This is a genomic window from Streptomyces hygroscopicus subsp. hygroscopicus, from assembly GCF_030269125.1.
Classification (GTDB): domain Bacteria; phylum Actinomycetota; class Actinomycetes; order Streptomycetales; family Streptomycetaceae; genus Streptomyces; species Streptomyces hygroscopicus_C.
Window position 1 is genome coordinate 15005 of record NZ_BSSM01000006.1, and the last position, 26056, is coordinate 41060.

Sequence of the window (26056 nt, forward strand, 5' to 3'; positions counted from 1 at the left end):
TAAATCAAGAGGCATTGCTCTGCGCGTCCGAGCGTCCCCCCACACACCGATCGGAGAGCCATGGTCTCCCCACGCCTGCTCCGCAGATGTCTGTTCGCCGCCCTGTCCGCCGTGCTGGTCGGCTCGGCCGCCGTCGGCCCCGCGCACGCGCGCCCCGCCGCCCCGGCCGTAACCGCCGCGACCGTGACCACCTTCTCCGACACCTTCGACGGGCCCGCGGGCTCGGCGGTCGACTCCTCGAAGTGGACGCTGGAGACGGGCGACAACGTCAACAACCACGAGCGGCAGTACTACACCTCGGGCACGAACAACGCGGCCCTGGACGGCCAGGGCCACCTGGTGATCACGGCCAGGAAGGAGAACCCGGCCGGGTACCAGTGCTGGTACGGCAGTTGCCAGTACACCTCGGCGCGCCTGAACACGTCGGGGAAGTTCACCGCGCAGTACGGGCACGTCGAGGCGCGCATGAAGATCCCGCGCGGGCAGGGCATGTGGCCCGCGTTCTGGATGCTCGGCACGCCGGTGAACTGGCCGGACTCGGGCGAGATCGACGTGATGGAGAACGTCGGCTTCGAGCCGTCCACCGTGCACGGCACCATCCACGGCCCCGGCTACTCCGGTTCGGGCGGCATCGGGGCCGCCTACAGCCTGCCGAACGGGCAGGCCTTCGCGGACGGTTTCCACACCTTCGCCGTGGACTGGGCGCCCGACTCGATCACCTGGTCCGTGGACGGCACCGTCTACGAGCGGCGCACGCCCGCCGACCTGGGCGGCAAGACCTGGGTGTACAACGACCGGCCGTTCTTCCTGATCCTGAACCTGGCGGTCGGCGGCTACTGGCCCGGCGACCCGGACGGCAGCACCCAGTTCCCGGCGCAGCTGGTGGTGGACTCGGTCTCCGTGACGACCGGTGACAGCGCGGCGGGGCTCCCGATCCGGGGGCTGGCCGGCAAGTGCGTGGACGTGGCCGGCGCGAACTCCGCGAACGGCACCCCGGTCCAGCTCTACGACTGCAACGGCACCGCCGCGCAGTCCTGGACGGTCGGCTCGGACGGCACGATACGGGCGCTCGGCAAGTGTCTGGACGTGACGGACCGGGGCACGGCGGACGGCTCGACCGTCCAGCTGTGGGACTGCACCGGCGGCACCAACCAGAAGTGGACCGTCACGGGTGCGCACGACATCGTCAACCCGCAGGCGGACAAGTGCCTCGACGTCACCGGGAACGACCCGGCCAACGGGACACGGCTGCAGATCTGGTCCTGCACGGGCGGCGCCAACCAGAAGTGGACGGTCGGCTGACCCGTCGGCTCAGTGCAGCCTCCAGGTGTACTTGCCGCCGCCCACCCAGCGGACGACGTCCGGATCGTCGAGGTCGTGGATGGTGATCCCGTGGGCGGCGGCGACCTCCAGCACATCGGTGACGGTCCTGGCCTCGCCGATCACCTCACCGTCGATCTCCACGATCCGGAAGGGCGCCTCACCCTGTTTCCCCGGGCACACGCCCAGTACCACGATCCGCGGCCGGGAGATGTGGGGAGCTGCTTGTTCGGTCATGCAATTCAGGTTAGGCCGTCATGCCCGGGAAGGGTGTCCGCGGGAACCCGATCGACGTACGGGCGTTCCCCGCGCCCCTCCGGCGCGGGAATGTGAACCTGGGAGGTATGGAACCCGTCGCCGCTCTGGAGCGGATCGCGTTCTTGCTGGAGCGGGCCCTGGCGCCGACCTACCGGGTGCGGGCGTTCCGGACGGCCGCCCGGGTGGTCGGGGGGCTCGCGCCCGAGGAGGTGGTGACGCGGGCGGCGGACGGGTCGCTGGAGGGGCTGAAAGGGGTCGGACCGAAGACGGCGCAGGTGGTGCGGGAGGCGCTGGGCGGGCAGGTGCCGGGGTACCTGCGGCGGCTGGAGGAGGAGAGCGGCGGAGCCGGGCGCGAGGGGCCGGGGGCCGCGCTGCGAGGGTTGTCGCGGGGGGACTGTCACACCCATTCGGACTGGTCCGACGGTGGCAGCCCGATCGAGGAGATGGGCCGGACGGCGGCCGCGCTCGGGCACGAGTGGACCGTCCTGACCGATCATTCGCCGCGGCTGACCGTGGCCCGGGGCCTGTCCCCGGAGCGGCTGCGCGAGCAGCTGGAGGTGGTGGCGGAGCTGAACGCGCGCTGGGCGCCCTTCCGGCTGCTCACCGGGATCGAGTGCGACATCCTTGACGACGGTTCGCTGGACCAGGAGCCGGAGCTGCTGGAACGGCTGGACCTGGTCGTCGTGTCGGTGCACTCCAAGCTGCGGATGGACGCCCGCTCGATGACCCGCCGCATGGTGACCGCCGTACGCGATCCGCACGCCGACGTCCTCGGGCACTGCACCGGGCGCCTGGTCACCGGCCGGGGGCGCCCCGAGTCGGAGTTCGACGCGGACGAGGTGTTCGCCGCCTGCGCCGAGTCCGGCACCGCCGTGGAGATCAACAGCCGCCCGGAACGCCTCGACCCGCCCCGGCGGCTGCTGCGGCGTGCCGTGGCCGCGGGCACTCTCTTCGCCGTCGACACCGACGCGCACGCGCCCGGACAGCTGGACTGGCAGATCCTGGGCTGCGCCCGCGCCGAGGAGTGCGGGGTACCGCCCGAGCGGGTGGTCACCACGTGGTCGGCGCGGGAACTGCTGGACTGGACGGGCGAGGGGCGGCTGCCCGCGCGCGTGGCGGTGGTCTGACGTGGTACCCGGAGCCGGAACGAAAGAGCCGGAAAGAGCCGGAGAGAGGGCCCCGGATGGAGCGAGCCGCCGTCTTCGACGTCGACGGAACCCTCGTCGACACCAATCACCTGCACGTGGTCACCTGGTGGGAGGCCTTTCGGCAGGCCGGTCACCGCGTGCCCATGCACGCCGTCCACCGGGCCGTCGGCCTCGGCTCGGCGGACCTGGTCGCCCATCTGCTCGGCGAGGACCGCGACCGCGACCAGGACGCCGGGCTCAGCGCGGCCCACAAGGCGCTGTACGGCCAGTACTTCGACCGGCTCCCCGCCCTGCCGGGCGCCGGCGAGCTGCTGCGCCGCCTGCACCGGGAGGGCTGGACGGTGGTCCTCGCCACCTCCGCGAGCGGCTCCGAACTGGGGGCGCTGCGCCGGGCGATCGACGCGGACGACGCCATCGAGGCCACCGCGAGCAGCGAGGACGTACAGGAGGGCAAACCCGCTCCGGAGCCGGTGGAACACGCGCTGGAGCTGGCCGGGGTACCGGCCTCGCGCGCGGTCCTCGTCGGGGACACCGTGTGGGACATGCGGGCGGGTGCCAAGGCCGGGGTGCGGTGCGTGGGGGTGCTGTGCGGTGGGATCCCCCGCGCCGATCTGACGGAGGCCGGCGCGGAGGCCGTCTACGCCGACCCCGCCGACCTGCTCGCCCGCCTCGGCACCAGCCCGCTGGCCTGAGGCCGGGGCGTGTGGCGCAGGTCACGGCAAGAGGTGGAACACCGGGCACCGGTCGCCCGTTGAACCGGGCGTGGGTACGGACGGGACAGTGTCCCCGGGCCTCATCTTCCGCCCACAGGGACGATCGTTCGGCTGAAGCCCTGTGGAGCCTTTCGCCGAGAGGCGACCGCCGTCCGCACCCACCTCAGGCCGCCCCGGCCGTGAATCCCCCGTCACGGCCGGGGCTTTCCATGTCATCGGCCCTCCGGCACCCGGCACCCGGCACCCGGCACCCGGCACTATGCGATCCCCGCCACGGCGAGCATCCGGCCGGTCCCCGTGGTGGCCGCCGTGGCCCCGCCCCCGCCGAGGAACTCCCGCAGGTCCGCGGTGAGCCGTTCCGCGTGCGTGACGAACAGGCCGTGGCCGCCGTTCTCGTACACCTTCAGCACGGCGCCCGGCACCAGCCCGGCCACCCGCTCACCCGTGTGGGCGAGGGGCGCGGAGGTGTCGTGGGTGCCGTGCACGACGAGCACCGGTACGTCCACGGCGGGCAGCTCGCCGGTGAGGTCGAGGCCGGTCACGACGGACCGGACACCGGTGGAGGCGCGGGGCGTGGCCGCCAGGCAGCGCTCCACGAGATGGCGCACGTACGCCTCCGAGACGTCGTTCCCCGCGCTGGAGACGGCGAAGAACGCGTCCGCGGAACGGGTGAACCACGCGGGCCGGTCGCGCCGGAAGAACTCCTCGTCGGCCCGAGCGATCGACGGGTCCACGCCGTCGGGCAGATGCTCCGAACGGATGATGCCGGGACTGACCCCGCAGACCAGGGCGACGCGGGCCACCCGGTCCGAGCCGTGCCGGGTCAGGCAGCGCACCACCTCGGCGGTGCCGACGGAGTGCCCGATCAGCGTGACCTCGCGCAGATCGAGATGGTCGAGCAGCCCCTGGAGGTCGTCGGCGAGGGTGTCGAGGTCGTACCCCGACCAGACGTCGTCCGAGCGCCCGTGACCGCGCCGGTCCAGAGCCACGCAGCGGTATCCGGCCTCCGCGAGCGGCAGCATCTGGTGCTCCCACATCTCGTGGCCCAGATAGGCGCTCGCGACGAAGACGGCGACGGTGCCGGAGGCGGGACCGTGGTCGACGTAGTGCAGCCGGGTGGAGTCGACGGGGCTTTCGTAGTACGGCACGGGGCCTTCCTCGGGATACGGCTCGGGAGCGGCGGCAAACGGGCATCGGTCGGCCGATGGGCCCGATCGTGCCTGGAGCGGACCCCGCGGTCGATTACCCGGCACGTCAAGCACGTGTGTACGGCCGTCCGGCGCGTGTGCGGGCGGGCCGCCCGGGTACCCGGCCGGTCGTCGCGGACCCCTCGCCCGAGGACGGAAGGAGTCGAAGGTGAGCAACGCAGCGGGCAGCACGGTGGTGGTCACGGGGGCCACCGGAAACGTGGGGACGAGCGTGGTGCGCCTGCTCGCCCAGGACCCGGGGATCGCATCGGTACGGGGCCTCGCGCGGCGCCTGCCCGAGTGGTCGCCGACGGGGATCGAGTGGTCGGCCGTCGACCTGGCGTCGGACCGGGCGGACCTCGCGGAGCGGTTCGCGGGCGCCGACGCCGTGGTCCACCTGGCGTGGGCGTTCCAGCCGACGCACGATCCGGCGGCCACCTGGCGGACCAATGTGCTCGGCGGCATCCGGGTGTTCGACGCGGTCGCCGCGGCCGGAGTGCCGGTCCTGGTGCACGCCTCCTCCGTGGGGGCGTACTCGCCGGGTCCCAAGGACCGCGCGGTGGACGAGTCCTGGCCGACGCACGGCTGGCCGGACGCCGCGTACTGCCGGGAGAAGGCGTATCTGGAGCGCACCCTGGACGTGTTCGAACGCGATCACCCCGAGGTGCGGGTGGTCCGGATGCGCCCGGCGTTCCTGTTCAAGCGGGAGTCGGCGAGCGAGCAGCGCCGGATCTTCGGCGGTCGCTTCCTGCCCGGCCCGCTGGCCCGGCCCGAGCTGCTGCCGTTCCTGCCGGACATCCCGGGCCTGCGGGTGCAGGCGCTGCACACCGACGACGCCGCCGAGGCCTACCGGCTCGCGGTGCGCTCGGAGTCGGCCCGCGGCGCCTTCAACCTGGCCGCCGACCCGCCGCTGGACGCCGCCGTCCTCGGCGACCTGCTCGGCGCGCGTCCGGTACGGCTCCCGCGCACGGCCGCCCGCTCGGCGATCGCCGCGGCCTGGAACCTCCATCTGCTGCCGGCCTCGCCGCACCTGTTCGACGCCGTGCTGCGGCTGCCGCTGATGGACTGCGCGCGGGCCCACGAGGAACTGGGCTGGCGGCCCCGGTGGACGGCGACGGAGGTGCTGGAGGAGTTCCTGGAGGGGCTCCAGCGGGGCAGCGGGCTGGAGACCGCGCCGCTGCAGGGCCACAAGGTGGGCTGAGGGGGAGGACATCCCGACCGTACGGCAAGGGGAGGAAGGCGAGGACGGCATGGCCGCACAGCGCGAGCAGGAACCCGGAGGGGCACCGGAGCCGCGACCGGTGCCGAGGGACATGCCCGACCAGGAGGCGCGGCCCGACGACCCGTGGGACCTTCCCGCGGACCGCTCGGGCGGACAGACCGGGCAGGACGAGGGGGACGACGCCGACGGCGTGCCGGACACGGACGAGGCCGGCTCCGGCCCCCGCGGCGCGCCGCGCACGGGCACCGTCCACCCGGAGCACCCCGGCCCGGACGAGTCACCCGCCTGAACAAGTCACCTGCCCGGACGACGGGGTCCCCCGCACGGTCGACGTCCCTTGCGCGCGTCCGGCATCGCGGGCAAGGATGATCGATCATGCCCACCAAGACTCCGCGCATCCCCACCCCGGACGGCGTCGCCGACGCGTTCGCCGCCTTTCCCGACGACGGCCGGCGCCACCCCGCGGTGCTGGTCTACCCCGACGCCTTCGGCCTGCGCCCCGAACTGGAGGCCAGGGCGCGTGAACTGGCCGGGCACGGCTACTACGCGCTCGTGCCCAACTTCCTCTACCGGCACGGCCCGGCTCCTGTCGTCGAGCTTCCCGCGCACGTGGGGGAGGCGGTCCGGCCCAGGCTCATCGCCGAGCTGCTGCCCCTGGTCGAGGCGCACACCACCGAGCGCGTCCTGCGCGACGCCGAGGCGTATCTCGGTTTCCTCGCCGCCCAGCCCGAGGTCGCCGACGGGCCGGTCGGCGCGATCGGCTACTGCATCGGCGCCGTCCTCGCGATGCGCACCGCGACGGCCCACCCCGACCGGGTGGCCGCCCTCGCCGGGTTCCACCCCGGCTTCCTGGTCACGGACGCGCCCGACAGCCCGCACCTGTCCCTCCCCCGGATCACCGCCGAGGTCCACGTCGGCCTGGCCGAGCACGACATGAAGCCCCCGGCCCGCGACGAGCTGGCCAAGGCCCTGGTCACCGCGGGCGTGGACCACACCATCGAGGTCTACCCCGGCGCGATCCACGGCTTCACGATGTCGGACACCGACGCCTTCGACCCCGCCGCGACGCAGCGGCACTGGGACCGGCTGCTGCCGCTCCTCGGTCGCACCCTGCCCCAGGGCTGAGGGAGCTACGCGCCCGGAGTCCGCTCCCGCAGCGCCGTCCGCCAGGCGGGGAGCGGACTTTCGGGGGCCGGGGCGGGGCGGTGGCCGCCGCCGGCGAAGAAGTCGGCCAGCGGGAGGATCGCGGCGCCGACGGTCACGGCGTCCGGGCCGAGGCGGCCGAGTTCGATGGTGACCCTGTCGGCGGGGTGGCGCAGCGAGTACGTCGCCGCGTGCCGGCGCACGGCGGGCAGGAACCGGGTGCCGAGCTGGAGCCCGGCCCAGCCGCCGACGATGATCCGCTCGGGCCGGAAGAGGTTGATCAGATCGGACAGGCCCGCCCCCAGGTACTCGGCGGTCTCCTCCAGAACGGCCAGCGCCACCGGGTCCGCCGTGCCGTCCCGCGCCGGGTAGGCGGCGGCGAGCATGGCGGTGAGCGCGGTCTCCTCGTCGGCGTCGGCGGGCGGACGGCCACCCTCCTCGCGCCAGCGGGCGAGCAGCGACTCGGCCCCCGCGTACGCCTCCAGGCAGCCCGGGGCACCGCAGCGGCAGCGGCGCCCGCGCACCCGTACCGTCAGATGGCCCCACTCGACGGCCCGTCCGCGCTCGACGTCGGGAGTGACCAGGCAGGCGCCGACGCCGGAACCGAACAGCACGACGAGGGCGTCGCGGGCACCCCTCCCCGCGCCGAACCACATCTCGGCCTGACCCAGCGTCTTGGCGCCGTTGTCGATGAAGTACCGCACCGTCCGCGGCAGTTCGGAGGCGGTCCGGAGCAGCTGCTCCAGTGGCACCGCGTCCCAGCCGATGGTCTGCCCGTGCACCACGGCACCCCGGTCGGCGGTGTGCTCGACGATGCCGGGCACGCCGACCCCGATGCCCAACAGCCTTTCGGGAGCGGCGGCTTCGGCGGCCAGGACCTCGGCGACGCCGTCGCGGATGTGTCCGGCGATCACGTCGGGGTCATAGCGCTGCGCGCTCAACGGGCGTTCGGTGCGGACCAGTTCGGTCAGGGCGAGGTCGAACAGCTCGACACGGACGCGGGTCTCGCCGACGTCGACGCCGATCATCTGTCCGCTGTCCGGGGAGACGCGCAGCAGGGTGCGGGGCCGCCCGCCGTCGGAGTCGACGCTGCCGGCCTCCTCGACCAGACCGTCGGCGGCCAGATCGGCGACCACGTTGCTGACCGAGCCGGAGCTGAGGCCGGTGGCCGGCCCCAGCTCGAAGCGGCTCAGCGGGCCGTCGAAGTACAGCCGCTGCAGCACGGCGGTGCGGTTGCCCCGCCGAAGGTCACGCACCGTGCGCCCGTTCCGCCCCGCCATGCGGCTCCTTTCACGAACCATGCCCGACCTGCAACATACTCCTTCGGGCGACCGGAACGCGACTTTCCACCACCCTTAGTTCATGCTGTGAGGTAAGTAAGGGTTCCGTGAGTCCGCGAGGGGCGGGACCGGCGGCTCGGCCCGTCGGGGCGGACGCGGGCCGCCGGACGTGCCCGCCCCCGCCGGAGCCCCGAAGCGGGCCAGGGTGTGCCAGACCATTTTCAGGTGCTGGAGGTCGTGGCGACCGGTGCGGGCGGCGCGGCCGAGATGGCGGGGGGTCAGGATGCCCGACGAGGCGATGCGGGTGCCGAGGGCGGCGTATTCCGGGCCGCGGTAGTCGGCGTGGTGCCGCAGGCGGTCGGCGGTGAGGACGTAGCCGGGGTGCCATTCCAGGGGGAAGGGGAGGCGCCGGGCCGCCGTCTCGACGGGGGTGCCGCGGTAGCTCGCGTCCAGGACCAGGGCCTCGATGTCGCGGGCGAGGAGGACTCCGCCGTGGACGTGGCACTCGATGTAGTCGTCGAGCGCGTCCCGCGTGTCCGCCTCGGCGAGGGCGATCAGCGGCATCGCGCCGGCCACGCCGAAGTCCGTGGGTTCGGCGGCGCTGTCCGGGTAGCAGAAGGTGGCGCGGGCGGCGGCCGCGGCGGTGAGCCGTAGGTGCGAGGAGCCGAACCGCGGTGCGGCGCCCACCACTTGGCGGCGGAAGTTCAGCGCGCCGTACACCGGCCGCTCCGCGGGCTCGGCGTCGTCGTACGCGCCGCCGAAGATCCGGCTCTCCCAGCGCCACCGGTCGCCGCCCCGGTGCGCGGTGAGCCCGCCGTTGCTGGTGCCGGTGACGAACTGGGAGTGGTAGACGCCGTCCCGGGCGAGGGAGGTGAGGATCGGCAGCCCGTCGGAGAGGCGGTCCGGATGGAAGTTGAGGGTGATGCGCGGGCCGGGGGCGAGCGGGGGGCCTGACGCGTGGGCGGCCACGTGCCGCAGCGCGCGCCGGGCGCGTGCCGGGAGCCCGTCGGGGAAATCCATTGGCCCGCCCTCCCCGGGGATACCTAGGCTGAAAGGGGACCCCATCCTCCCGGGTCCGGCGCACGTACGACGAAGGAATTTCCATGAGACCGCTCACCGAGCAGGACATCCGCAGCTCTTTCGTGAACTGCTCCAAGGGTGAGGCCAAGCGGCTGGCCGTGCCGCGGGACCTCGGGGAACGACCGTGGGCCGACCTGGACTTCCTCGGCTGGCGGGACCCCGGCGCGCCCGACCGCAGCTATCTGGTCACCGAGCGGGGGGACCGGCTCGTGGGCGTCGCCCTGCGCTACCCCTCCTCCCAGCGCGGCTTCCTGCACCGCAGCATGTGCTCCGTGTGCCTGACCACGCACCGCGGCGGCGGGGTGTCCCTCATGACCGCGCGCAAGGCGGGCACCGCGGGCCGCGAGGGCAACTCGGTCGGCCTGTACATGTGCACGGACCTGTCGTGCTCGCTGTACACGCGCGGGAGGAAGGTCCCCGACTCCGGGATGCGGATCGAGGAGAGCCTGAGCCTGGAGGAGCAGATCGCGCGGACGACCGGCAATCTCTCCGCGTTCCTCGACAAGCTGTACGTCTGAGACGCCCCGGCACCCGGCGGCCGCCCGTTCCGGCACCGCCGGCCGCGGCCCGGCCCCCGCCGGGCCGGTGAGCCGTTCGGCCCGACACCCTGTCCGCCCCGCCCCTCGAACAGCCACGTTCGGCGCACCCGAGGACGGGGAACAGGCCAAGGGATGCACGACGTACGCAAGGGGACCTCGGGACTGCTGCGCCTGGCGAAGCGACGCCGGGAGCCGGTGGTCGTCCAGACGCTGCGGTCGGCCACGGCGGCGACGATCGCCTACGTCATCGCGCTCCGGCTCAGTCCCGAGCCGGCCCCGCTGACCGCGCCCCTGACCGCGCTGCTGGTGGTCCAGGTGACGTTCTACGCCACCCTCACCAACGGCATCCGCCGGGTGAACTCGGTGGTGGCCGGCGTGCTGGTCGCCATCGCCTTCAGTGTGCTGGTGGGTCTGACGTGGTGGAGCCTCGCGCTGCTGATCGTGGCCTCGCTGGCCGTCGGCCATCTGGTGCGGGTGGACGAGTACGTCGCCGAGGTGGCGATCAGCGCGATGCTGGTGCTCGGGGTGACCACGGTCGGCTTCACCGCGTGGGCGCGGATCGTGGAGACGCTGATCGGCGCGGTCGTCGGCACCGCCTGCAACCTCCTGCTGCCTCCACCGGTGTGGGTGGACGAGGCGGGCCGGTCGATCGAGGACCTCTCGCGCCGGGTGCGGCAGTTGATGCTGCGGATGGGCGAGGAGGCCGCGGACCGCATCCCCTGGGAGCGGGCGGCCGAGCGGCTGCACGAGGCGCGCCGGCTCGACCAGTACATCGCCGAGGTCGACGCCTCGCTGCGGCAGGCCGAGGACAGCCTGCGGCTCAATCCGCGGGTCAAGGAGGGCCTGCTGCACCGGGTGGTGATGCGCACCGGTCTGGACACGCTGGAGATCTGCACGGTGGTGCTGCGGGTGCTGGCCCGCTCCTTCACCGACCTGGCGAAGGCCCGCGACTCCGACTACCTCTTCCCGCCCAGGATCGGCGCGACCGTGGAGGAGCTGCTGTCGGAGATCGGCGACGCGGTGGTCAGCTTCGCGGTCCTGGTGACCACCCATCTGAGTGAGAACGCCGAGTCCGCCGAGTCCCGGCTGACGGCCGAGCTGCACACCGCGGCCGGCACCCGCGACCGGCTGGCCGAGCAGATGCGGGAGGAGATCCGCAAGGACTGGGCGCACTGGCAGCTGCTGGGCGCCGTGCTGACCGAGACGACGCGGATCATCGACGAGCTGGACACCGAGCACCGCACCCGCCGGCTGCTGGAGGAGCTGGACCGGGTCTCCGCCGAGCAGCGGGCCAAGCTGCCCCGGATGTCCCGGCTGCGCGAACGGCTCGGGGTGCAGGAGGAGCTGTGGCGGCGTACCGGGTTCGGTGACCGCACGTCGTGAGGATGGGAGCTTGCCCCGCGGGCCCGGCTCGGGCGAGGGTGGCTGTCCATGGACGACCGGGCAACCCGAGGTGGGCGAATGGGCACGCGGACAGGGACGGGCGGCCGCTGGAGCAGACGCCGGTTCATCGGGATGGGCGCGGGCGCGGCGGCCGTGGTGGCGGTGCCGTCGCCGGCCGCCCCTCCCCCGGGCCCGGCGCCGGCCGGCGCCCGGCACAGCGCTCCGGGCGACGGCTCCTGCGGACCCCGCCCGCTGTACCTGGGCACGTACACCTCCGCGCCGGGCGGCGGCACCGGCATCGGGCTCGCGTCGTACGACCCGGAGTCGGGCCGGATCACCGGGGCCGGGACACTCACCGGGGTGCCCGACCCGTCGTACCTCGCCGTGCACCCGGACGGCCGGACGCTGTACGCCGTGGACGAGCGCCAGGACGGCGGGGTGACGGCCGTACGGCTCGACGACCGGCGCGTGCTCGGCACGCGGAGCACCGGCGGCGCGGGCCCCTGTCATCTGTCGGTGCATCCGTCCGGGCGCTGGCTGCTCAGCGCGAACTACGGCTCGGGCAGTGTCGCCGTGCATCCGATCGGGGCCTCGGGCGCCCTGGGCGAGCGCACGGACCTGGTGACACATACCGCCCCGGGGCCCGGACCCGGGCAGGAGGGGCCGCACGCGCACCAGTTCCAAACCGCCCCGGACGGACGCCACCTGCTCGCGGTGGACCTCGGCACGGACACCGTCCACACCTACCGCCTGGACGCCACACGGGGCATGCTCACCGAGGTGGGCCAGGCACACACCCGGCCGGGCGCGGGGCCGCGCCATCTGACCTTCCATCCGGGCGGGCGGCACGCCTATCTGGCCAACGAGGTGGACGACACGGTCGTCGTCTGCGCCTACGATCCCGCCACCGGCCTGCTGACGGTCGGCGAGCCGCAGTCCACGGGCGCCACCGGGGACGTCACCAACTTCCCGGCGCAGGTGCTGGTCACGGCGAACGGCCGGTACGCCTTCCTCGCCAACCGCGGCCACAACAGCCTGGCCCGGTACGCGATCGAGGCCGGCGGGGCCCGGCTGCGGCTGCTCGGCACGGTGCCGGTGCGCGGGGACTTCCCGCGGCAGATCGCGTTCTCGCCGGACGGCCGGCTGCTGTTCGCGGCGAACCAGCGCTCCGGCACGGTCACCGTCTTCCACGTCGACGCCGAGCACGGTGAACTGCGGCCCGCGGGCGAGCCGTTCGCCTCACCCGTCGCCGTCTGCGCGCTGCCGCTGTAGCGCCCGCGGGCACCCGGCGGTGCCGGCCTGCGCCAGCAGGGCGCGCACCCGCTCGGTGAGCTGGGCGAGGTCGTCGGCGGGGCTGTGGAAGGGCAGGCGTACGTCGCCGTGGGCGCGGGTGCGTTCGATGCGCAGGGTCAGCCCGTGCCGGTCGACGGCGAGGGGGCAGGACACGGGTCGCGGCGTGCAGGCTCTCGGGGCGCACCAGGCGGGTGAGCCGTTCCACGGCGTCCGGGTGGGCGTCGGCGAGATGGGTGAGCAGCCGGGCCTCGGCGGCGGCCAGCGGGTCGGGGCGGGCGCCGGCGTACTCGTCCGGCTCGACGAGTACGGCCCCGCACGCGCGCCGCAGTACCACCCGGGCGGGGTGAAGGCGCAGGGCGCCGGCGGCCGGGGTGAGCCGGCTGGCCGGCCACAGGCGGGCGCGGATCCGGTCGCGCACCGGCACGGGGGCCACGTCGGCGAACTCCAGTAGGGGTGTGACCGAGATACGCGCCAAAGGGGCAACGGGATGATCTTGAAGCCCTGATCCGCTCGGATTTACGTGCGGCGACGTGCAGCGGGGTCGCGTTCGGCGACGTGCCGGGCGACCGAGTCGACGCCGGGGCGGGCGTATCGCTCCAGGGAGCGGACGGAGGCGTGGCGGGAGCGGGCCAGCAGCATCGGGGTCGAGGTGCCGTCCTCCGCGTCATGCGTCAGGGCACTGTGACGTAGCCGGTGAAGCGTCCAGCCGTCCAGATCCTCGATGTCGTCGGGTGAGGCGAGGGGGTTGGCCAGCACCCGGGTGTTCTCCTCGAAGATCTCCTCAGCGCGGCGGTAGGAGAGCCGGGCCCGGCCGGTCTCCGGGCACACGTCGAGCGTCGGCGTTCCGGCCGGGGCCTTGCGGTCGGTGAGGAACAGCGGGCCGCGGGTACGGCGCGCGATGAGGCGGGGCAGCAGCTGGGCGGTGCCGGACTGCCAGTGAATCCACTCGGTCGCCCCGCCCTTGGCGGTGATCTTCCCTCGCTTGTCCTGCGGATAGAGGTCTTCCACGTTGAGGCACAGCACCTCGTCGGCCCATGCGGCGGACTCGTAGAGCATCTTCCACTGCGTCTTCTCCCGCAGCGCGACGTCGAGGCGCCACAGGGCGGCGATCTGGTTCTCCGCGAGAGCCTTGGTGCGGTCCGGCGGTGCCGGCCGCCGCTCGATGCCGATCGTGGGATCGCCTATCCAGCCTTGGCGCTGCCACCAGCCGATCGCCTTGCGGGCGATGGACAGTTCACGGTTGACGGTGTCGGCGTCCATCTCGTCCGCCCGCGCGGCGGCCAGCTCGGCCAGGACTTCCGGCAGTGCCTGGTCGTCGATCGCGGTGACGGGGAAGACGGGCGGTTTCGCGCCCCGGCGGGCGGGTCCGGTCGGCGCGGGTTCGCCGGTGAGCATCCATCCCCACGTCGTCAGCGAGAACCGGTAGATCCGCGGGGAGGACTTCGCGACGCCCGCACCGGTGAGGTAGCGCTCGACCGCCGCGGTGTACGACGACGGAGCGGCGGACAGAGGTACGACCCGAGCGCGCGGCAACCGAAGTGCGCCCCCACTCCCGAGTTCGGCCACCGGTTCGATCGTCACGCTGTCCCGCCCTTCCGGTACTGCCGCAGTAAATGCGTACACCTCGCCCTGGCGGCCGGATTGGTCCGCCGCAGGTCGCGGTGATCACGGTAGGGCTCTGCCGCAGTAAATCCGGTATTTACTGCGACGGCTCAGTCCTGGGCGCTGCGACCGGTTCGGGCAGAGTGTGAACGTGGCCGGAGTCCCGTAGTCGCCCCGGAGTCAGCGGGTCTCCGCGTCGTCTGCTCGTGTGGATCCGGTGCTGCGGTGTGCTCCCGTAGCACCGTCGTCGATGGCCGTTGCGCTCTGGGAGGGTGGCGCGGTCTTCTCGCTGGATCGTGTGCTGATCAGGCTGGTGGCGAACAGGAGGATGGCCCCGGCGCAGAAGGGGACGCGCAGTCCGAAGGCATGGGCGGTGAAGCCGGCTGCCACGGCACCCAGTGCGGTGCCGATGCCGATGACCATCTGGTAGGCCATGGCGACACGCCCCAGCAGTTCGGCGGGCACAAGTGACTGGCGCAGCGATACCGCGGTGACGTTCCATGCCAGGCTCGCTGCTCCGTACGCGGCGATGCCCATGCCGGCTACAGGGCCTGAGGTCGCGGTGCCTGCGACGGCGGCAGCGACGGCAGTGCCCGCAGCGGTCAGTTTGAGGACGCGCGGAGCGCCGAAGCGTGCGGTTAGGCGCGGGGTCGACATCGCCCCGGCCACGCCGCCGAGCGCGAAGGAGGCGACCAGCAGGGCGAAGCCCAGGTTGCTCAGGCCCAGAGTTTGCCGGGCGTAGAGCACCAGGATGGCGATCAGGCCACCGCCGACGAGGTTGGTGATCCCGGATGCCAGGCAGAGCCGGCGCAGCAAGTGGTGGCGCCCGAGCCAGCGGACGCCCTCGGTCGTGTCACGGCGCAGGGTCGTCCACGTCTTCGATGCTGGCTGGGAACGGGGCTGGAAGCTCCCGCGGAGGATGCATACCAGTGCGGCAGCGGTGGCGAAGGACACCGCGTCGACGGCGAAGGGGAGCGCGGCGGCGATGCCGAACAGCAGCGCGCCCAGGGGGGTTCCGAGCAGCGTGTCAGTGATGAGGGAACTGGACTGCAGACGGGCGTTGGCCCGTGTGAGTTCGCCGTGGGCAACCAGTGCGGGGACCATGCCGGCCCAGGCGCCGCTGTAGAGCGTCTGCCCACAGCCGAGCAGGAAGGCGACGAGCGCCAGGAGCGGAATTGTCACCATGCCGGCTGCGACCGCCGCGGCGAGCGCTCCGACAAGCAAGGCCCGGGACGCGTCGACGAGCCACAGGATGCGGCGGCGGTCGAAGCGGTCCGCCAGAACACCGGAGGGCAGGCCGAGGAGCAGCCAGGGCAGTCGTTCCGCCAGGGACATCAGCGCGATCTGCCGCGGATCGGCGGTCAGTTGCGCCGCGAGGAGCGGCAGAGCAACGAAGCTCATGCCGTCGCCGAGGCTGGATACGGTGACCGAGGCCCAGATCCGATTGAAGCTCGGCCCGAGCCGTGTGCGGGGGATCCCTCTGACGGATAACATGAACCAGACTCTGGTTCTGGTTTTGGGAGGTGTCAAGGAGTCAGATGACTGAGCAAGTCCACAAACCACAGCAGCAGCGCAGCCGGGAGAAGGTGACCCGCATCCTTGAAGCGACGGCCACGCTGCTGGAGACGACTTCCTACGAAGAGCTGGGCACCAAGCTGATCGCCGCCGAAGCGGGAGTCTCAGTGGGCGTGCTCTACCGGTACTTTGCCGACAAGGAAGCAATCGTCGCCTCCCTGGTTCACCGCTGGTTCCAGATGGACGTGCAGATTGCCGAGCGGATCACTGAGGAGCCCTTGCCTCAGCGCTCGCAGGAGCTGCTGGAGAAACTTCTCAGCGCCTACGCGGACCGCTTGCGCATGGAGCCCGGCTACCGGCGCGTCTGGTACCACGGGCCACGTAACGCCGCGCTGCGCGCGGATGGCCGACAAACGGACCAGGCGATCGCTGAGCGGGTCCACAAGGCACTCGTCCGCGGCTACGCGATGCCGGACACCGAGCAGTTCCGGCGACGCGCTCGACTCGCCGTGGAAGTCGGGAACAACCTGCTCGACCTCGCCTTCCGCGAGAGCGCCGAAGGCGACCCCGAGATCCTCGCCGACGCCGCGCTCATGATGGACCGCTACCTCTTCGCACCGTCCACCGACTCAGGGTCTCCAGGAACCGGGTGAAGCTGCGGCAGAAGCCCTTCGGCACGGACTGTCAGGCGGCCTGACCGAGAACAGCAGCGGTCAGGTCCTGCTCACGCAGCGGGGCGAAGCCGACGTCCAGCTTCGGGTCGTACGCCTCAGGCTGGATTCCAAGCTCGTGTGTGGAGTACTCGCCGAACCGATTGATGTGCTCGGTCAGGTACGGCGAGATGCGCGCCAGGTCCTCCGGGTCGATCTCCCATCCCTCCTCCAGCAGTTGCCGCACGATCTCCGCGATGTCCAGGGCGTTGTGGAAGATCACCGCGTTCGTGAGCAGCGCGTTGAACTTCATCGCCTTCTCCTGCTCGATGGGGTCGTTGTCGGCGATGACGCCACGGTTGCCGAAGCCGATCCACTGGGAGAACCGCGGTGTGCGCGCCGACGTACTCCTCGCGGACGCCGCCCGCGGTCACCGCGCACGACCACGCGGCGGCGAGCGCCGAGCGTGCCCGTTCCGCCGCGCCGGGGGCGGCCGTCCATGCCTGCGTGTCATCACCCATCCCGAACCCTCCTTAGGCAAGCCTGCCTAACTCATCCGAGATCGGGGTGTGCGCCGACCAGGCTCCTCGGCCGAGGGGATCGCGGGAGCCGAGGGGATCAGGGGACCTCAGGCGATGGCGCCCAGCAGCGCTCGCGCGCACAGGTCGCGCACCTGCTCCCGGCTCAACTCGCCGTCGCGCAGCCACTCCAGGCAGACCGCGGTGGTGAAGGCCAGCCAGCCGCGCACCGCGAGGCGCGGATGCGGGGCGCGTGCGAAGACGGGCCCGAACTCGGGGTCGGCCGCGAGGGCGGCCAGGATCTGCTTCTCCTGCGCGGCCAGCGCCCGCCGATAGACCCGTCGCACGGCCTGGTCGCCGGCGGCGTCGGCGCGGTGGAAGGCACGGAAGCCGTGTGCGTGGGCCTGGACGTAGCCGAGGTAGGTGTCGAGTCCCGCGGTCAGCTGCTCGCGCACCGGGACGCCCGGCTCGGCCGCGGTCATGCGCAGCATCCGCTCGCTCTCGCGCTCCACGACGGCCGCGAAGAAGTCCCGCTTGTTCGGGAAGTAGTGGTACAGCAGGCCCCGGGAGACCCCGGCGAGATCGGCGACCCGCTCGATCCACACGTCGTCGTAGGGACTCTCCGAGAACAGTCGCGCGCCGACCGACAGCAGTTGCTCACGGCGTTCGCCGGTGCTGAGTCGGCGCCGGGCGCGTTCCCCCTGGTTCGCGGACATGGCGTCACTTTACTTGACGCCGGTTCAACAAGCGGATCACACTGCGTTATTGAATCCACGTATAACAGGAGCGCGCCGCGGACTCGACGGTCCGCCGGGTCAAGGGAGATCGGCGTCATGGCGGAGACGACGCAGAGGTCGCGGACCACGGACGCGACCGGTGGTCCGCGGCTGCCGAAGGGGTTCCGCAGCGCCGAGCTGGGATGGCCCGAGCTGGACCGCATCCCGCATCCGCCGCACCGGCTGCCGCTGCTCGGCGACGTGGTGGGCGTCGACCGGCACAGGCCCATCCAGGACTCGATGCGGTTCGCGCGCGCGTTGGGCCCGATCTTCCGGCGGCGGATCTTCAACAAGGAGATCGTCATGGTGTGGGGGGCGGGTCCGGCCGCCGACCTCGCCGACGAGTCCCGGTTCGCCAAGCACGTCGGACTCGGCGTGGCCAACCTGCGGCCGATCGCCGGGGACGGACTGTTCACCGCGTACGACCACGAGCCCAACTGGCAGCTGGCGCACGACGTCCTGGTGCCCGGGTTCAGCCGGGACGCGATGGAGGGCTACCACGGGATGATGCTGGCGGTCGCCGGACGGCTGACCGACCACTGGGACCGGGAACTGGCCGCGGGGCGCACGGTGGACGTGCCCGGGGACATGACCAAGCTGACCCTGGAGACGATCGCGCGCACGGGGTTCGGGCACGACTTCGGGTCCTTCGAACGGGACCGGCCGCACCCCTTCGTCACGGCGATGATCGGCACCCTGAGCTACGCGCAGCGACTCAACGCCGTGCCCGGACCGCTGGCCCCGCTCCTGCTGCGCGGCGCCGCGCGGCGCAACGCGGCCGACATGGCGTTCCTCAACCGTACGGTCGACCGCCTGGTCGAGGAGCGGCGCGGCTCGGGTGGCGGCGAGGGGGACCTGCTGGACCGGATGCTGGACACGGAGCACCCGTCGACCGGCGAGAGGCTGTCCGCGCCGAACGTCCGCCGACAGGTCATCACCTTCCTGGTCGCCGGGCACGAGACGACGTCCGGCGCGCTGTCCTTCGCCCTCTACTACCTCGCCCGGCACCCGGACATCGCCGCGAAGGCGCGCGCCGAGGTGGACCGCGTCTGGGGCGACACCGGGCGGCCCGGCTACGAGCAGGTGGCCAAGCTCCGGTACGTCCGCCGGGTCCTCGACGAATCCCTGCGCCTGTGGCCGACCGCCCCCGCCTTCGCCCGCGAGGCCCGCGAGGACACGGTGCTCGCCGGGGACCACCCGCTGCTCCGGGGCGCGTGGGCGCTGGTCCTCACCCCCATGCTGCACCGTGACCCCGCGGTCTGGGGCGACGACGCGGAGACCTTCGACCCGGACCGCTTCACCCCCCAGGCGGTCCGCACCCGCCCCCCGCACACCTTCAAGCCCTTCGGCACCGGCCTCCGCGCCTGCATCGGCCGCCAGTTCGCCCTCCACGAGGCCACCCTGGTCCTCGCCCTCCTCCTGCGCCGCTACGACCTCCACGCGGACCCCGCCTACCGGCTGACGGTGACCGAGCGGCTGACCTTGATCCCGGAGGACTTCCGCCTGCGGCTGTCACGCCGTACGGCACCGGGGCGGCCGGTGGAGGAGGACTCGGCGCCGGAGCGGGAGGACGGCGGGAGCCCTGGGAGCGGCTGCCCGGCGCATGCGGGCGAGGGGGCCTGACCGTCCCGCCTCCGAAAGAGCGGCGCCGCCGCCCGCGTCGGTGCCCGGTCATCACCCCGTCGGCGGTGCGTCCCCGGCGTTCACTCCCAGTGCGTCGGCCGGCCCAACGCCGCCGGCAGCTTCGTGCCCGCGTTCCCCCGTGCCGCGTTGACCTGCGGCTGGGTGAGGAAGAACGCGCCGGTCAGGTCGGCGTCGGAGAGATCGGCGTCACGGAGGTCCGCGCCGATCAGGTCGGCGTCACGGAGGTCCGCGCCGGTGAGGTCGGCGGCGATGAGGTACGCGCCACGAAGGGTCGCTCCGCGCAGGTCGGCGCCCCGGAGCCGGGCGCCCATCAGGTCGGCGCCCCGGCGGTCCTTGGCCTTCCCGCTCTTCCCGGTCCCGCGGCCGGCCGCGCCGACGCGGACCAGTTCGCTGGTGCGCAGGAGGAGGACGTTGACCTCCTGGCGGTGCGCGGCGACGTCCAGGACGGCCAGTTCCTCGGCGGACAGCAGGGTGAGGCGTTCGGTGGCCCCGAGCGCCCGGCGCAGATCGGCGTGGACGGGCCGGGCCGCCGGGAGGGACAGCGCCTCGGTCAGGTACCAGAGGAGCTCGTGCAGCTGCCGCACGACGGGAAAGACGTCGAATATCAGACGGGCCCGCTCCTTGGGCGCCGTACGCCAGTCCTGCCCGCCGAAGGTGTGCCGCGAGACCTTCTGGCCCGCGCCGAAGCAGTCGTAGACGGTGCAGCCGGTGAAGCCCTCGTCCCGCAGCCGGGCGTGGATGCCGCAGCGGTGGTCGGCGGCGAGGTTGGGACACGCCCTGCCCGCCGGCTTGTCGAGCGCGAAGTCGGCGGACGCGGCGAAGGGCAGGGCGACGCAACACAGCCCGAAGCAGCTTCCGCAGTCCCCGCGCAGCTCCGGAAGTCCGGCTGTCTGATCTGGCATGAGCACAGCCTACTGGGGTCGGCCGGGCGGAATCCCGGCGCGCCGGAGCCGAGGTTGCGACCCCCGCCGTACGGGGGTTACCTGGAAGTACCGGCGGTGACGCGCGCGCATGGGGGGTTCCGGCACGTGACGAGGGCCCGGGGCGACGTGCGCTCCCCCGGTCCTGGCTCGCCGCCGTCATCCAGCGTTCCACGCGGAGGTGACCAAGGTGAAAGCCGTCGTCTACGAAAAGCCGTTCAGCGTGACGGTGCGGGACGTCGATGATCCGCAGATCCAGCACCCCAACGACGTGCTCGTACGCGTCACGTCGACCGCGATCTGCGGCTCCGACCTGCATATGTACGAGGGCCGCACAGCGGCCGAGCCGGGCATCGTCTTCGGACACGAGAACCTCGGTGTGATCGAGGAGATCGGCAGCGGCGTGTCCTCCCTGTCCGTGGGTGACCGCGTCGTGATGCCGTTCAACGTGGCCTGCGGATTCTGCAAGAACTGCCTCGCCGGCGAGACCGGCTTCTGTCTGACGGTGAACCCCGGCTTCGCCGGCGGCGCCTACGGATACGTGGCCATGGGCCCGTACAAGGGCGGTCAGGCCGAGCACCTGCGGGTGCCCTTCGCCGACTTCAACTGCCTGAAACTGCCGCCGGGCGAACAGTTCGAGACCGACTTCGTGCTGCTCGCCGACATCTTCCCGACCGGCTACCACGGCTGCGAGCTGGCCCAGGTGTCCCCCGGTGAGAGCGTGGCCGTCTACGGGGCCGGGCCGGTGGGTCTGATGGCCGCCTACTCGGCGCTGCTGCGCGGCGCGTCCAAGGTGTTCGTGGTGGACCGGGTGCCCGAGCGGCTGGCCAAGGCCAAGGAGATCGGGTGCATACCCATCGACTTCACCAAGGGCGACCCGGCCGAGCAGATCAAGGAACAGACCAACGGCGAGGGCACGGACAAGGGCGTGGACGCCGTCGGCTACCAGGCCCAGGCGCACGACGACACCCACCACGAGGAGCCGGCCATCGTCCTCAACGCGCTGGTGCAGACGGTACGGCCGACCGGCAGGCTCGGCGTGCCGGGTCTGTACGTGCCGTCCGACCCGGGCGGGCCCGATGAGCACGCCAAGCACGGACAGCTCCTGGTCTCGATCGGCAAGATGTTCGAGAAGGGCCAGAAGGTCGGCACCGGCCAGTGCAACGTCAAGCGGTACAACCGCCAGCTGCGCGATCTGATCATCGCCGGGCGGGCCAAGCCCAGCTTCGTGGTCTCCCACGAGCTGCCGCTGGAGGACGCGCCGCAGGCGTACGAGAAGTTCGACAAGCGGATCGAGGGCTACACCAAGGTCGTACTGCACCCGGGTCACGCGCTCGCCGCATGAGGCCCAGGGGTCCGGGCGCCCGGCGCGGGTGCCCGGACCACCTGTGTCACACCTCGTCCCGGACCACCGCGAGGAGCCGGTCCAGCACCCGGGGCGCGCCGGTGCGCAGTCCGTCGTGCTCGTACTCGTCGGTGACCCAGGTGCGCAGCCCGCGGATGGCGGCGGCGGTCCGCAGCGAGTGGGCGGCGTCGACGTACATGTCGTCGTGGTACACGGCCGCGGCGACCGGGACCTCGTTGCCGGCGAGGCGGTCGGGGTCGTACAGCGGGGGCCAGTCGCCGCGGGCGGCGAGCAGCTCGGCCGTCTCGCGCAGCGGGCGCAGCGCGGGGTCGTTCTCGAACATCCAGGGGTGGATCGTCTCCCCGGTGAACAGCACCGGGGCGTCGCCCGCGAGCGCCTTCGCCGCGTCGAACTGCGGGAACTCGGCGCGGACGCGTTCGGCGGCCCAGGCGGTGGGGCGGGTGTCCTGGCCGTAGATCGACTCGTGGACGAGCGCGTAGAGGGGGTGTCCCGCGTACGACAGCAGGTTCTGGACCTGCTCCTGGAAGGCGTCCGCCAGGTCGAGGCCGGCCGGGGTGCGCACGAAGGCGTCCTCCAGCAGGTGGTGCAGGCGGTGGCTGCCGTCGCCGGTGCCGAGCATCAGGCCGAGGGACTGGAAGGCCTCGACGGTGAGGCGGTAGCCGTTCGGCAGGACCACGTCGTGGGTGAGCAGGTGGTCGGCGATCCGGCGGGCCCGCTCGACGTCCTGCGGATACCGGGTGTAGTGCGCGGTGACCTTGCGTTCGATGCGGGGGTAGGCGGCGCGGTAGACGTCCTCGGCGTGCGCGTCGAGGGAGGGCAGCCCGCCGGTGATCAGCGCGGTGTCCAGGCCCTCGGGGGCGAGCGAGAGGTACGACACCGTGCAGAACCCGCCGAAGCTCTGCCCGAGCACGGTCCAGGGGGCGCCGCCGGTGACCTCGCCGCGGATGGCCTCGCAGTCGCGCACGATGGAGTCGGCGCGGAAGCGGGCGAGGTAGTCGGCCTGCTCGGCCGGGCCGCCGCGCAGCGGCAGCGTCTGCCGGGTGGCGGGCGTGGAGCGGCCGGTGCCGCGCTGGTCGAGCAGCAGCACCCGGTAGTCGTCCAGTGCCCGGTCGAGCCATGCCTGCCGCCCGACGAAACGATTCGCCCCGAAGCCCGGTCCGCCCTGGAGGTACAGCAGCCAGGGCAGTTCCTTCCCCGCCTTGTCCCCCGCGACCACCTCCCGCGCGTACAACTCGATGCGCTCGCCACCCGGATCGGCGTGGTCGAGGGGCACGGTGAACCGGCGGTCGGTCAGGACGACGCCGGGCTGGCGGTAGCTGATGCTCAACGGGTCTCCCGGGAAGGGTGAGGCGGACGGGTCAAGTTCAGCACATGGGAGGGGACGGCGGACGAACGGGCTTGCCGGTCGCCCGCGGGGCGGGTTCCGCGGGAGGGGGACGGTCTCCTCCGGGGCCGTCGCGGGCGCCCGCGCGTGCCCGGCGGCGACCCGTCCGCCGGCGTCCACCGGCGCGGTCCGGGGCACCGCCGCGCCACGCCGCGCCCCGGGCCTCGCTCCGCGCCGCTCCCGATCCGGCGGTTAGGCTCCGTCGCGCCCCGTGACCGACCCCGAGGAGCCGCGATGCGTGTCGCCCTGTTCCTGACGTGTGTCAACGACACGCTCTATCCGGAGACCGGGAAGGCCGTGGTGAAGCTGCTCGGGAGGCTGGGGGTCGAGGTCGACTTCCCGATGGGGCAGACGTGTTGCGGGCAGGCCCACTACAACACCGGGTACCGGCACGAGGCGGAACCGCTGGCGCGGAGGTTCGCCGAGGTGTTCGGGGAGTACGACGCCGTCGTGACACCCTCCGGGTCCTGCGGGGCGATGGTGCGCCAGGCGTATCCCCGGATGGGCGAACGGGCCGGGGCCGAGGGGCGGGGCGACTCGCTGGCGCGGGCCCTCGCGCCGGTCGTGCCGAAGACCTACGAGCTGACGGAGTTCCTGGTGGACGTACTGGGCGTGACCGACGTCGGCGCCCGGTACCCGCACAGGGTCACCTACCACCCGACCTGCCACGGACTGCGCGGCCTGGGCCTCGGGGACCGGCCCCGCCGGCTGCTGGAGGCGGTCGAGGGGCTGGACCTGGTGGAGTTGCCGGGCGCGGACGAGTGCTGCGGGTTCGGCGGTACCTTCGCCGTGAAGAACGCCGCGGTGTCGGCGGCGATGGGCAGGGACAAGGTGCGCAACGCCGAGTCGACGGGCGCCGAGGTGCTGTGCGCCGCGGACAACTCCTGTCTGATGCACATCGGCGGCACCATGAGCCGCCTCAGGGTGGGGATGCGGCCCGTCCACATCGCCCGGATCCTGGCGAGCACCGAGGAGGACCCCGCGGTATGAGCAGCACCTTCGTCGGTATGCCGGCCTTTCCCGAGGCCGCGCGGAACGCCGTGGCCGACCCGACCCTGCGCGGGAACCTGCGGCACGCCACCCACACCATCCGCGCCAAACGGGCCGGCGCGGTCGCCGAGTTGTCCGACTGGGCGGAGCTGCGCGAGGCGGGCCGCCGGATCAAGGACCACACGCTGCGCCACCTCGACCGCTACCTGGAGCAGTTGGAGGCGTCGGTGACCGCGGCCGGCGGCACCGTCCACTGGGCCGCCGACGCAGACGAGGCCAACCGGATCGTGACCCGACTCGTCAAGGAGACGGGCGAGTCGGAGGTCGTCAAGGTCAAGTCGATGGCCACGCAGGAGATCGGGCTCAACGAGGCGCTGGAGGCCGAGGGAATCCGCGCCTACGAGACCGATCTCGCCGAGCTGATCGTGCAGTTGGGCAAGGACCGCCCCTCGCACATCCTCGTCCCGGCCATCCACCGCAACCGCGGCGAGATCCGCGACATCTTCGCCCACGAGATGGCCGCCTGGGGCCGCCCGGCCCCCGCGAACCTCACCGACACCCCCGCCGACCTCGCCGAGGCGGCCCGGCTGCACCTGCGGGAGAAGTTCCTGCGCGCCCGGGTCGGCGTCTCCGGCGCCAATTTCATGGTCGCCGAGACCGGCACCCTGGTCGTCGTGGAGTCCGAGGGCAACGGGCGGATGTGCCTGACCCTGCCCCGGACGCTGATCTCGGTCGTCGGCATCGAGAAGATCGTGCCCACCTGGCGCGACCTGGAGGTCTTCCTCCAGACTCTCCCCCGCTCGTCCACCGCCGAGCGGATGAACCCCTACACCAGCACCTGGACGGGGACCACCGACGAGGACGGCCCCCGCACCTTCCACCTGGTGCTGCTCGACAACGGCCGCACCGACGCCCTCGCCGACCAGGTCGGCCGCCAGGCCCTGCGCTGCATCCGCTGCTCGGCCTGCCTCAACGTCTGCCCCGTCTACGAGCGGGCCGGCGGGCACGCCTACGGCTCCGTCTACCCCGGCCCCATCGGCGCCGTCCTCACCCCCCAACTGCGGGGCACCACGAGCGAGATCGACGCCTCGCTGCCGTACGCGTCGAGCCTGTGCGGGGCCTGCTACGAGGTGTGCCCGGTCGCCATCGACATCCCCGAGGTGCTGGTGCACCTGCGCGAACGGGTCGTCCAGGGCGGCCCCGCGGTACGGCAGGGCAACAAGGTGGTGCTGCGCCCGGCCAAGGGACACGCGGCCGAGCGGGCCGCGATGCGGGCGGCGGCCTGGGCGTTCGGCCACCCGGGCGCCCTGCGCGCCGGCCAGCGGCTCGCCTCGCGCTCCCGCCGGCTGCACCCCCGAACCCTGCCGGGCCCCGGGCGGGCGTGGTCCGGCACCCGGGATCTGCCGACACCGCCCGCGGAGCCGTTCCGCGACTGGTGGCAGCGCACGCGCGGCGGAAAGGACGCCAAGTGAACAGCAGGGAGCGCATCCTGGGCCGGGTGCGGCGCGCGCTCGCGGACGTACCCGCGGACGAGCGGTCGTACGAGGAGGCCGTGCCCCGGCACTATCTGCGCGAGCACGGGGAGCGGACGACCGAGGAGACGATCGATCTGCTGGCCGAGAACCTCACGGACTACCGGGCGGTCGTGCACCGCGCCGACGCGGAGGAGTTGCCGCTCCTCATCATGCGGCTGCTGGCCGAGCGCGGCTCCCAGGAGGTGATGGTGCCGCCCGGACTGCCGCCCTCCTGGATGGCCGCCGCCGATCCGGTACGCATCCACGACCGGGCCGCGCTCACCCCGGACCGTATCGACCGGGTGGGCAGCGTGGTGACGGGCTGCGCCGTGGCGATCGCCGAGACCGGGACCATCGTCCTCGACGGCTCCCCCGACCAGGGCCGACGCCGGATCACGCTCGTCCCCGACCACCACATCTGCGTGGTCGGGGTCCCCGACCAGGTGGTCGCCTCCGTGCCGCAGGCCCTCGAACGCCTCGACCCCACCCGCCCGTTGACCTGGATCTCCGGCCCGTCGGCCACCAGCGACATCGAGTTGGAGCGGGTGGAGGGCGTCCATGGGCCCCGCGCGCTGGAAGTGATCCTCCTGGGCTGAGGACGGTACGACGGC

Annotated in this window: 24 protein-coding genes and 3 pseudogenes; 15 read left to right on the forward strand and 12 right to left on the reverse strand. The window is 72.8% G+C overall.

All coding sequences use genetic code 11. The features are described from left to right. Positions 1-60: 60 nt before the first annotated feature. Complete coding sequence (locus QSK45_RS15450; RefSeq protein ID WP_285557152.1) at positions 61-1302, forward strand: ricin-type beta-trefoil lectin domain protein; 1242 nt, start codon at positions 61-63, stop codon at positions 1300-1302. A gap of 9 nt (positions 1303-1311) precedes the next feature. On the opposite strand, the gene QSK45_RS15455 is transcribed toward QSK45_RS15450, so the two are convergent. Continuing rightward, a complete protein-coding gene (locus QSK45_RS15455; RefSeq protein ID WP_285557154.1) occupies positions 1312-1557 on the reverse strand; it encodes a hypothetical protein in 246 nt (81 codons plus the stop codon). A 107-nt stretch (positions 1558-1664) separates the two neighbouring features. On the opposite strand from QSK45_RS15455, the gene QSK45_RS15460 reads away from it, so the two are divergent. After that, a complete protein-coding gene (locus QSK45_RS15460) occupies positions 1665-2705 on the forward strand; it encodes a PHP domain-containing protein (RefSeq protein ID WP_285557156.1) in 1041 nt (346 codons plus the stop codon). A 56-nt stretch (positions 2706-2761) separates the two neighbouring features. Next, positions 2762-3418, forward strand: a complete 657-nt coding sequence (locus QSK45_RS15465; RefSeq protein ID WP_285557158.1) for an HAD family hydrolase — start codon at positions 2762-2764, stop codon at positions 3416-3418. 278 nt (positions 3419-3696) lie between these two features. Here the strand turns inward: QSK45_RS15465 and QSK45_RS15470 are convergent, their stop codons facing one another. After that, complete coding sequence (locus QSK45_RS15470) at positions 3697-4587, reverse strand: alpha/beta fold hydrolase (RefSeq protein WP_285557160.1); 891 nt, start codon at positions 4585-4587, stop codon at positions 3697-3699. Positions 4588-4795: 208 nt separating this feature from the next. Between QSK45_RS15470 and QSK45_RS15475 the strand changes: the two genes are divergently transcribed. From QSK45_RS15475 to QSK45_RS15485, 3 genes are all read left to right on the forward strand, one after another. Beyond that, on the forward strand, positions 4796-5827 hold the full coding sequence (locus QSK45_RS15475) for an SDR family oxidoreductase (RefSeq protein ID WP_285557162.1): 1032 nt from the start codon (positions 4796-4798) through the stop codon (positions 5825-5827). A 49-nt stretch (positions 5828-5876) separates the two neighbouring features. Next, positions 5877-6137 carry a hypothetical protein gene (locus QSK45_RS15480; protein ID WP_285557165.1) on the forward strand — a complete coding sequence of 87 codons (261 nt, stop codon included), beginning with the start codon at positions 5877-5879 and terminating at the stop codon, positions 6135-6137. A gap of 86 nt (positions 6138-6223) precedes the next feature. Next, entirely contained in the window at positions 6224-6973 is a 750-nt protein-coding gene (locus QSK45_RS15485; RefSeq protein ID WP_285557167.1) for a dienelactone hydrolase family protein, read from the forward strand. A gap of 5 nt (positions 6974-6978) precedes the next feature. Here the strand turns inward: QSK45_RS15485 and QSK45_RS15490 are convergent, their stop codons facing one another. Next, positions 6979-8271, reverse strand: a complete 1293-nt coding sequence (locus QSK45_RS15490; RefSeq protein WP_285557170.1) for an ROK family transcriptional regulator — start codon at positions 8269-8271, stop codon at positions 6979-6981. Between the two features lie 75 nt (positions 8272-8346). Then, positions 8347-9291 (reverse strand): DUF3626 domain-containing protein, encoded by a 945-nt coding sequence (locus QSK45_RS15495; RefSeq protein ID WP_285557171.1) that lies wholly within the window; start codon positions 9289-9291, stop codon positions 8347-8349. Positions 9292-9374: 83 nt separating this feature from the next. On the opposite strand from QSK45_RS15495, the gene QSK45_RS15500 reads away from it, so the two are divergent. The 3 genes from QSK45_RS15500 to QSK45_RS15510 all read left to right on the forward strand — a co-directional run bounded on the left by QSK45_RS15500 (position 9375) and on the right by QSK45_RS15510 (position 12545). Further along, a complete protein-coding gene (locus QSK45_RS15500; protein WP_285557173.1) occupies positions 9375-9869 on the forward strand; it encodes an FBP domain-containing protein in 495 nt (164 codons plus the stop codon). Positions 9870-10022: 153 nt separating this feature from the next. Beyond that, complete coding sequence (locus QSK45_RS15505) at positions 10023-11273, forward strand: FUSC family protein (RefSeq protein ID WP_285557175.1); 1251 nt, start codon at positions 10023-10025, stop codon at positions 11271-11273. Between the two features lie 78 nt (positions 11274-11351). After that, entirely contained in the window at positions 11352-12545 is a 1194-nt protein-coding gene (locus QSK45_RS15510) for a lactonase family protein (RefSeq protein WP_285557177.1), read from the forward strand. On the opposite strand, the pseudogene QSK45_RS15515 reads toward QSK45_RS15510, so the two are convergent. The 3 genes and pseudogenes from QSK45_RS15515 to QSK45_RS15525 all read right to left on the reverse strand — a co-directional run. Further along, positions 12513-13017, reverse strand: a pseudogene (locus QSK45_RS15515) (DUF2470 domain-containing protein); the annotation flags it as partial. The gene QSK45_RS15510 and the pseudogene QSK45_RS15515 overlap by 33 nt on opposite strands. Before the next feature lie 65 nt (positions 13018-13082). Further along, on the reverse strand, positions 13083-14147 hold the full coding sequence (locus QSK45_RS15520) for a tyrosine-type recombinase/integrase (protein WP_285557179.1): 1065 nt from the start codon (positions 14145-14147) through the stop codon (positions 13083-13085). A 201-nt stretch (positions 14148-14348) separates the two neighbouring features. Then, positions 14349-15662, reverse strand: coding sequence for an MFS transporter (locus tag QSK45_RS15525; RefSeq protein WP_285557181.1), 1314 nt, complete (start codon positions 15660-15662; stop codon positions 14349-14351). A 44-nt stretch (positions 15663-15706) separates the two neighbouring features. On the opposite strand from QSK45_RS15525, the gene QSK45_RS15530 reads away from it, so the two are divergent. Next, positions 15707-16336, forward strand: coding sequence for a TetR/AcrR family transcriptional regulator (locus tag QSK45_RS15530; RefSeq protein ID WP_285557182.1), 630 nt, complete (start codon positions 15707-15709; stop codon positions 16334-16336). 31 nt (positions 16337-16367) lie between these two features. Here the strand turns inward: QSK45_RS15530 and QSK45_RS15535 are convergent. The 3 genes and pseudogenes from QSK45_RS15535 to QSK45_RS15545 all read right to left on the reverse strand — a co-directional run. Next, a pseudogene (locus tag QSK45_RS15535) lies at positions 16368-16709 on the reverse strand (Tn3 family transposase); the annotation flags it as partial. Between the two features lie 13 nt (positions 16710-16722). Then, positions 16723-16854, reverse strand: a pseudogene (locus QSK45_RS15540) (DUF2470 domain-containing protein); the annotation flags it as partial. A gap of 107 nt (positions 16855-16961) precedes the next feature. Then, complete coding sequence (locus QSK45_RS15545) at positions 16962-17567, reverse strand: TetR/AcrR family transcriptional regulator (RefSeq protein ID WP_285557184.1); 606 nt, start codon at positions 17565-17567, stop codon at positions 16962-16964. Positions 17568-17684: 117 nt separating this feature from the next. Between QSK45_RS15545 and QSK45_RS15550 the strand changes: the two genes are divergently transcribed. Further along, positions 17685-19250 carry a cytochrome P450 gene (locus QSK45_RS15550; RefSeq protein ID WP_285557186.1) on the forward strand — a complete coding sequence of 522 codons (1566 nt, stop codon included), beginning with the start codon at positions 17685-17687 and terminating at the stop codon, positions 19248-19250. Between the two features lie 80 nt (positions 19251-19330). On the opposite strand, the gene QSK45_RS15555 is transcribed toward QSK45_RS15550, so the two are convergent. Continuing rightward, positions 19331-20173: a pentapeptide repeat-containing protein gene (locus QSK45_RS15555; RefSeq protein ID WP_285557188.1), complete on the reverse strand. Its 843-nt coding sequence runs from the start codon at positions 20171-20173 to the stop codon at positions 19331-19333. A 208-nt stretch (positions 20174-20381) separates the two neighbouring features. Here QSK45_RS15555 and QSK45_RS15560 point away from each other — a divergent pair, with 208 nt between their 5' ends. Next, the gene (locus QSK45_RS15560) at positions 20382-21536 is read left to right on the forward strand and encodes a glutathione-independent formaldehyde dehydrogenase (protein ID WP_285557684.1); all 1155 of its coding nucleotides are present in this window, start codon (positions 20382-20384) and stop codon (positions 21534-21536) included. 46 nt (positions 21537-21582) lie between these two features. Here the strand turns inward: QSK45_RS15560 and QSK45_RS15565 are convergent, their stop codons facing one another. Continuing rightward, positions 21583-22884 carry an alpha/beta fold hydrolase gene (locus tag QSK45_RS15565; RefSeq protein ID WP_285557190.1) on the reverse strand — a complete coding sequence of 434 codons (1302 nt, stop codon included), beginning with the start codon at positions 22882-22884 and terminating at the stop codon, positions 21583-21585. A gap of 291 nt (positions 22885-23175) precedes the next feature. Between QSK45_RS15565 and QSK45_RS15570 the strand changes: the two genes are divergently transcribed. Genes QSK45_RS15570 through QSK45_RS15580 form a run of 3 tightly spaced genes read left to right on the forward strand, consistent with a single transcriptional unit; the run spans position 23176 to position 26041 of the window. Further along, positions 23176-23931, forward strand: coding sequence for a (Fe-S)-binding protein (locus tag QSK45_RS15570; RefSeq protein ID WP_285557192.1), 756 nt, complete (start codon positions 23176-23178; stop codon positions 23929-23931). Continuing rightward, positions 23928-25403: a LutB/LldF family L-lactate oxidation iron-sulfur protein gene (locus QSK45_RS15575; RefSeq protein ID WP_285557194.1), complete on the forward strand. Its 1476-nt coding sequence runs from the start codon at positions 23928-23930 to the stop codon at positions 25401-25403. The genes QSK45_RS15570 and QSK45_RS15575 overlap by 4 nt, the downstream gene beginning before the upstream one ends. Beyond that, on the forward strand, positions 25400-26041 hold the full coding sequence (locus QSK45_RS15580; RefSeq protein ID WP_285557195.1) for a LutC/YkgG family protein: 642 nt from the start codon (positions 25400-25402) through the stop codon (positions 26039-26041). The genes QSK45_RS15575 and QSK45_RS15580 overlap by 4 nt, the downstream gene beginning before the upstream one ends. Positions 26042-26056 lie beyond the last annotated feature (15 nt).

Bases quoted from the DNA above. Each gene is read 5' to 3' on its own strand.
- QSK45_RS15450 (WP_285557152.1), top strand. From the start codon at position 61: ATGGTCTCCCCACGCCTGCTCCGCAGATGTCTGTTCGCCGCCCTGTCC.
- QSK45_RS15455 (WP_285557154.1), bottom strand. From the start codon at position 1,557: ATGACCGAACAAGCAGCTCCCCACATCTCCCGGCCGCGGATCGTGGTA.
- QSK45_RS15460 (WP_285557156.1), top strand. From the start codon at position 1,665: ATGGAACCCGTCGCCGCTCTGGAGCGGATCGCGTTCTTGCTGGAGCGG.
- QSK45_RS15465 (WP_285557158.1), top strand. From the start codon at position 2,762: ATGGAGCGAGCCGCCGTCTTCGACGTCGACGGAACCCTCGTCGACACC.
- QSK45_RS15480 (WP_285557165.1), top strand. From the start codon at position 5,877: ATGGCCGCACAGCGCGAGCAGGAACCCGGAGGGGCACCGGAGCCGCGA.
- QSK45_RS15485 (WP_285557167.1), top strand. From the start codon at position 6,224: ATGCCCACCAAGACTCCGCGCATCCCCACCCCGGACGGCGTCGCCGAC.
- QSK45_RS15490 (WP_285557170.1), bottom strand. From the start codon at position 8,271: ATGGCGGGGCGGAACGGGCGCACGGTGCGTGACCTTCGGCGGGGCAAC.
- QSK45_RS15495 (WP_285557171.1), bottom strand. From the start codon at position 9,291: ATGGATTTCCCCGACGGGCTCCCGGCACGCGCCCGGCGCGCGCTGCGG.
- QSK45_RS15500 (WP_285557173.1), top strand. From the start codon at position 9,375: ATGAGACCGCTCACCGAGCAGGACATCCGCAGCTCTTTCGTGAACTGC.
- QSK45_RS15505 (WP_285557175.1), top strand. From the start codon at position 10,023: ATGCACGACGTACGCAAGGGGACCTCGGGACTGCTGCGCCTGGCGAAG.
- QSK45_RS15510 (WP_285557177.1), top strand. From the start codon at position 11,352: ATGGGCACGCGGACAGGGACGGGCGGCCGCTGGAGCAGACGCCGGTTC.
- QSK45_RS15525 (WP_285557181.1), bottom strand. From the start codon at position 15,662: ATGTTATCCGTCAGAGGGATCCCCCGCACACGGCTCGGGCCGAGCTTC.
- QSK45_RS15530 (WP_285557182.1), top strand. From the start codon at position 15,707: ATGACTGAGCAAGTCCACAAACCACAGCAGCAGCGCAGCCGGGAGAAG.
- QSK45_RS15545 (WP_285557184.1), bottom strand. From the start codon at position 17,567: ATGTCCGCGAACCAGGGGGAACGCGCCCGGCGCCGACTCAGCACCGGC.
- QSK45_RS15550 (WP_285557186.1), top strand. From the start codon at position 17,685: ATGGCGGAGACGACGCAGAGGTCGCGGACCACGGACGCGACCGGTGGT.
- QSK45_RS15555 (WP_285557188.1), bottom strand. From the start codon at position 20,173: ATGCCAGATCAGACAGCCGGACTTCCGGAGCTGCGCGGGGACTGCGGA.
- QSK45_RS15570 (WP_285557192.1), top strand. From the start codon at position 23,176: ATGCGTGTCGCCCTGTTCCTGACGTGTGTCAACGACACGCTCTATCCG.
- QSK45_RS15575 (WP_285557194.1), top strand. From the start codon at position 23,928: ATGAGCAGCACCTTCGTCGGTATGCCGGCCTTTCCCGAGGCCGCGCGG.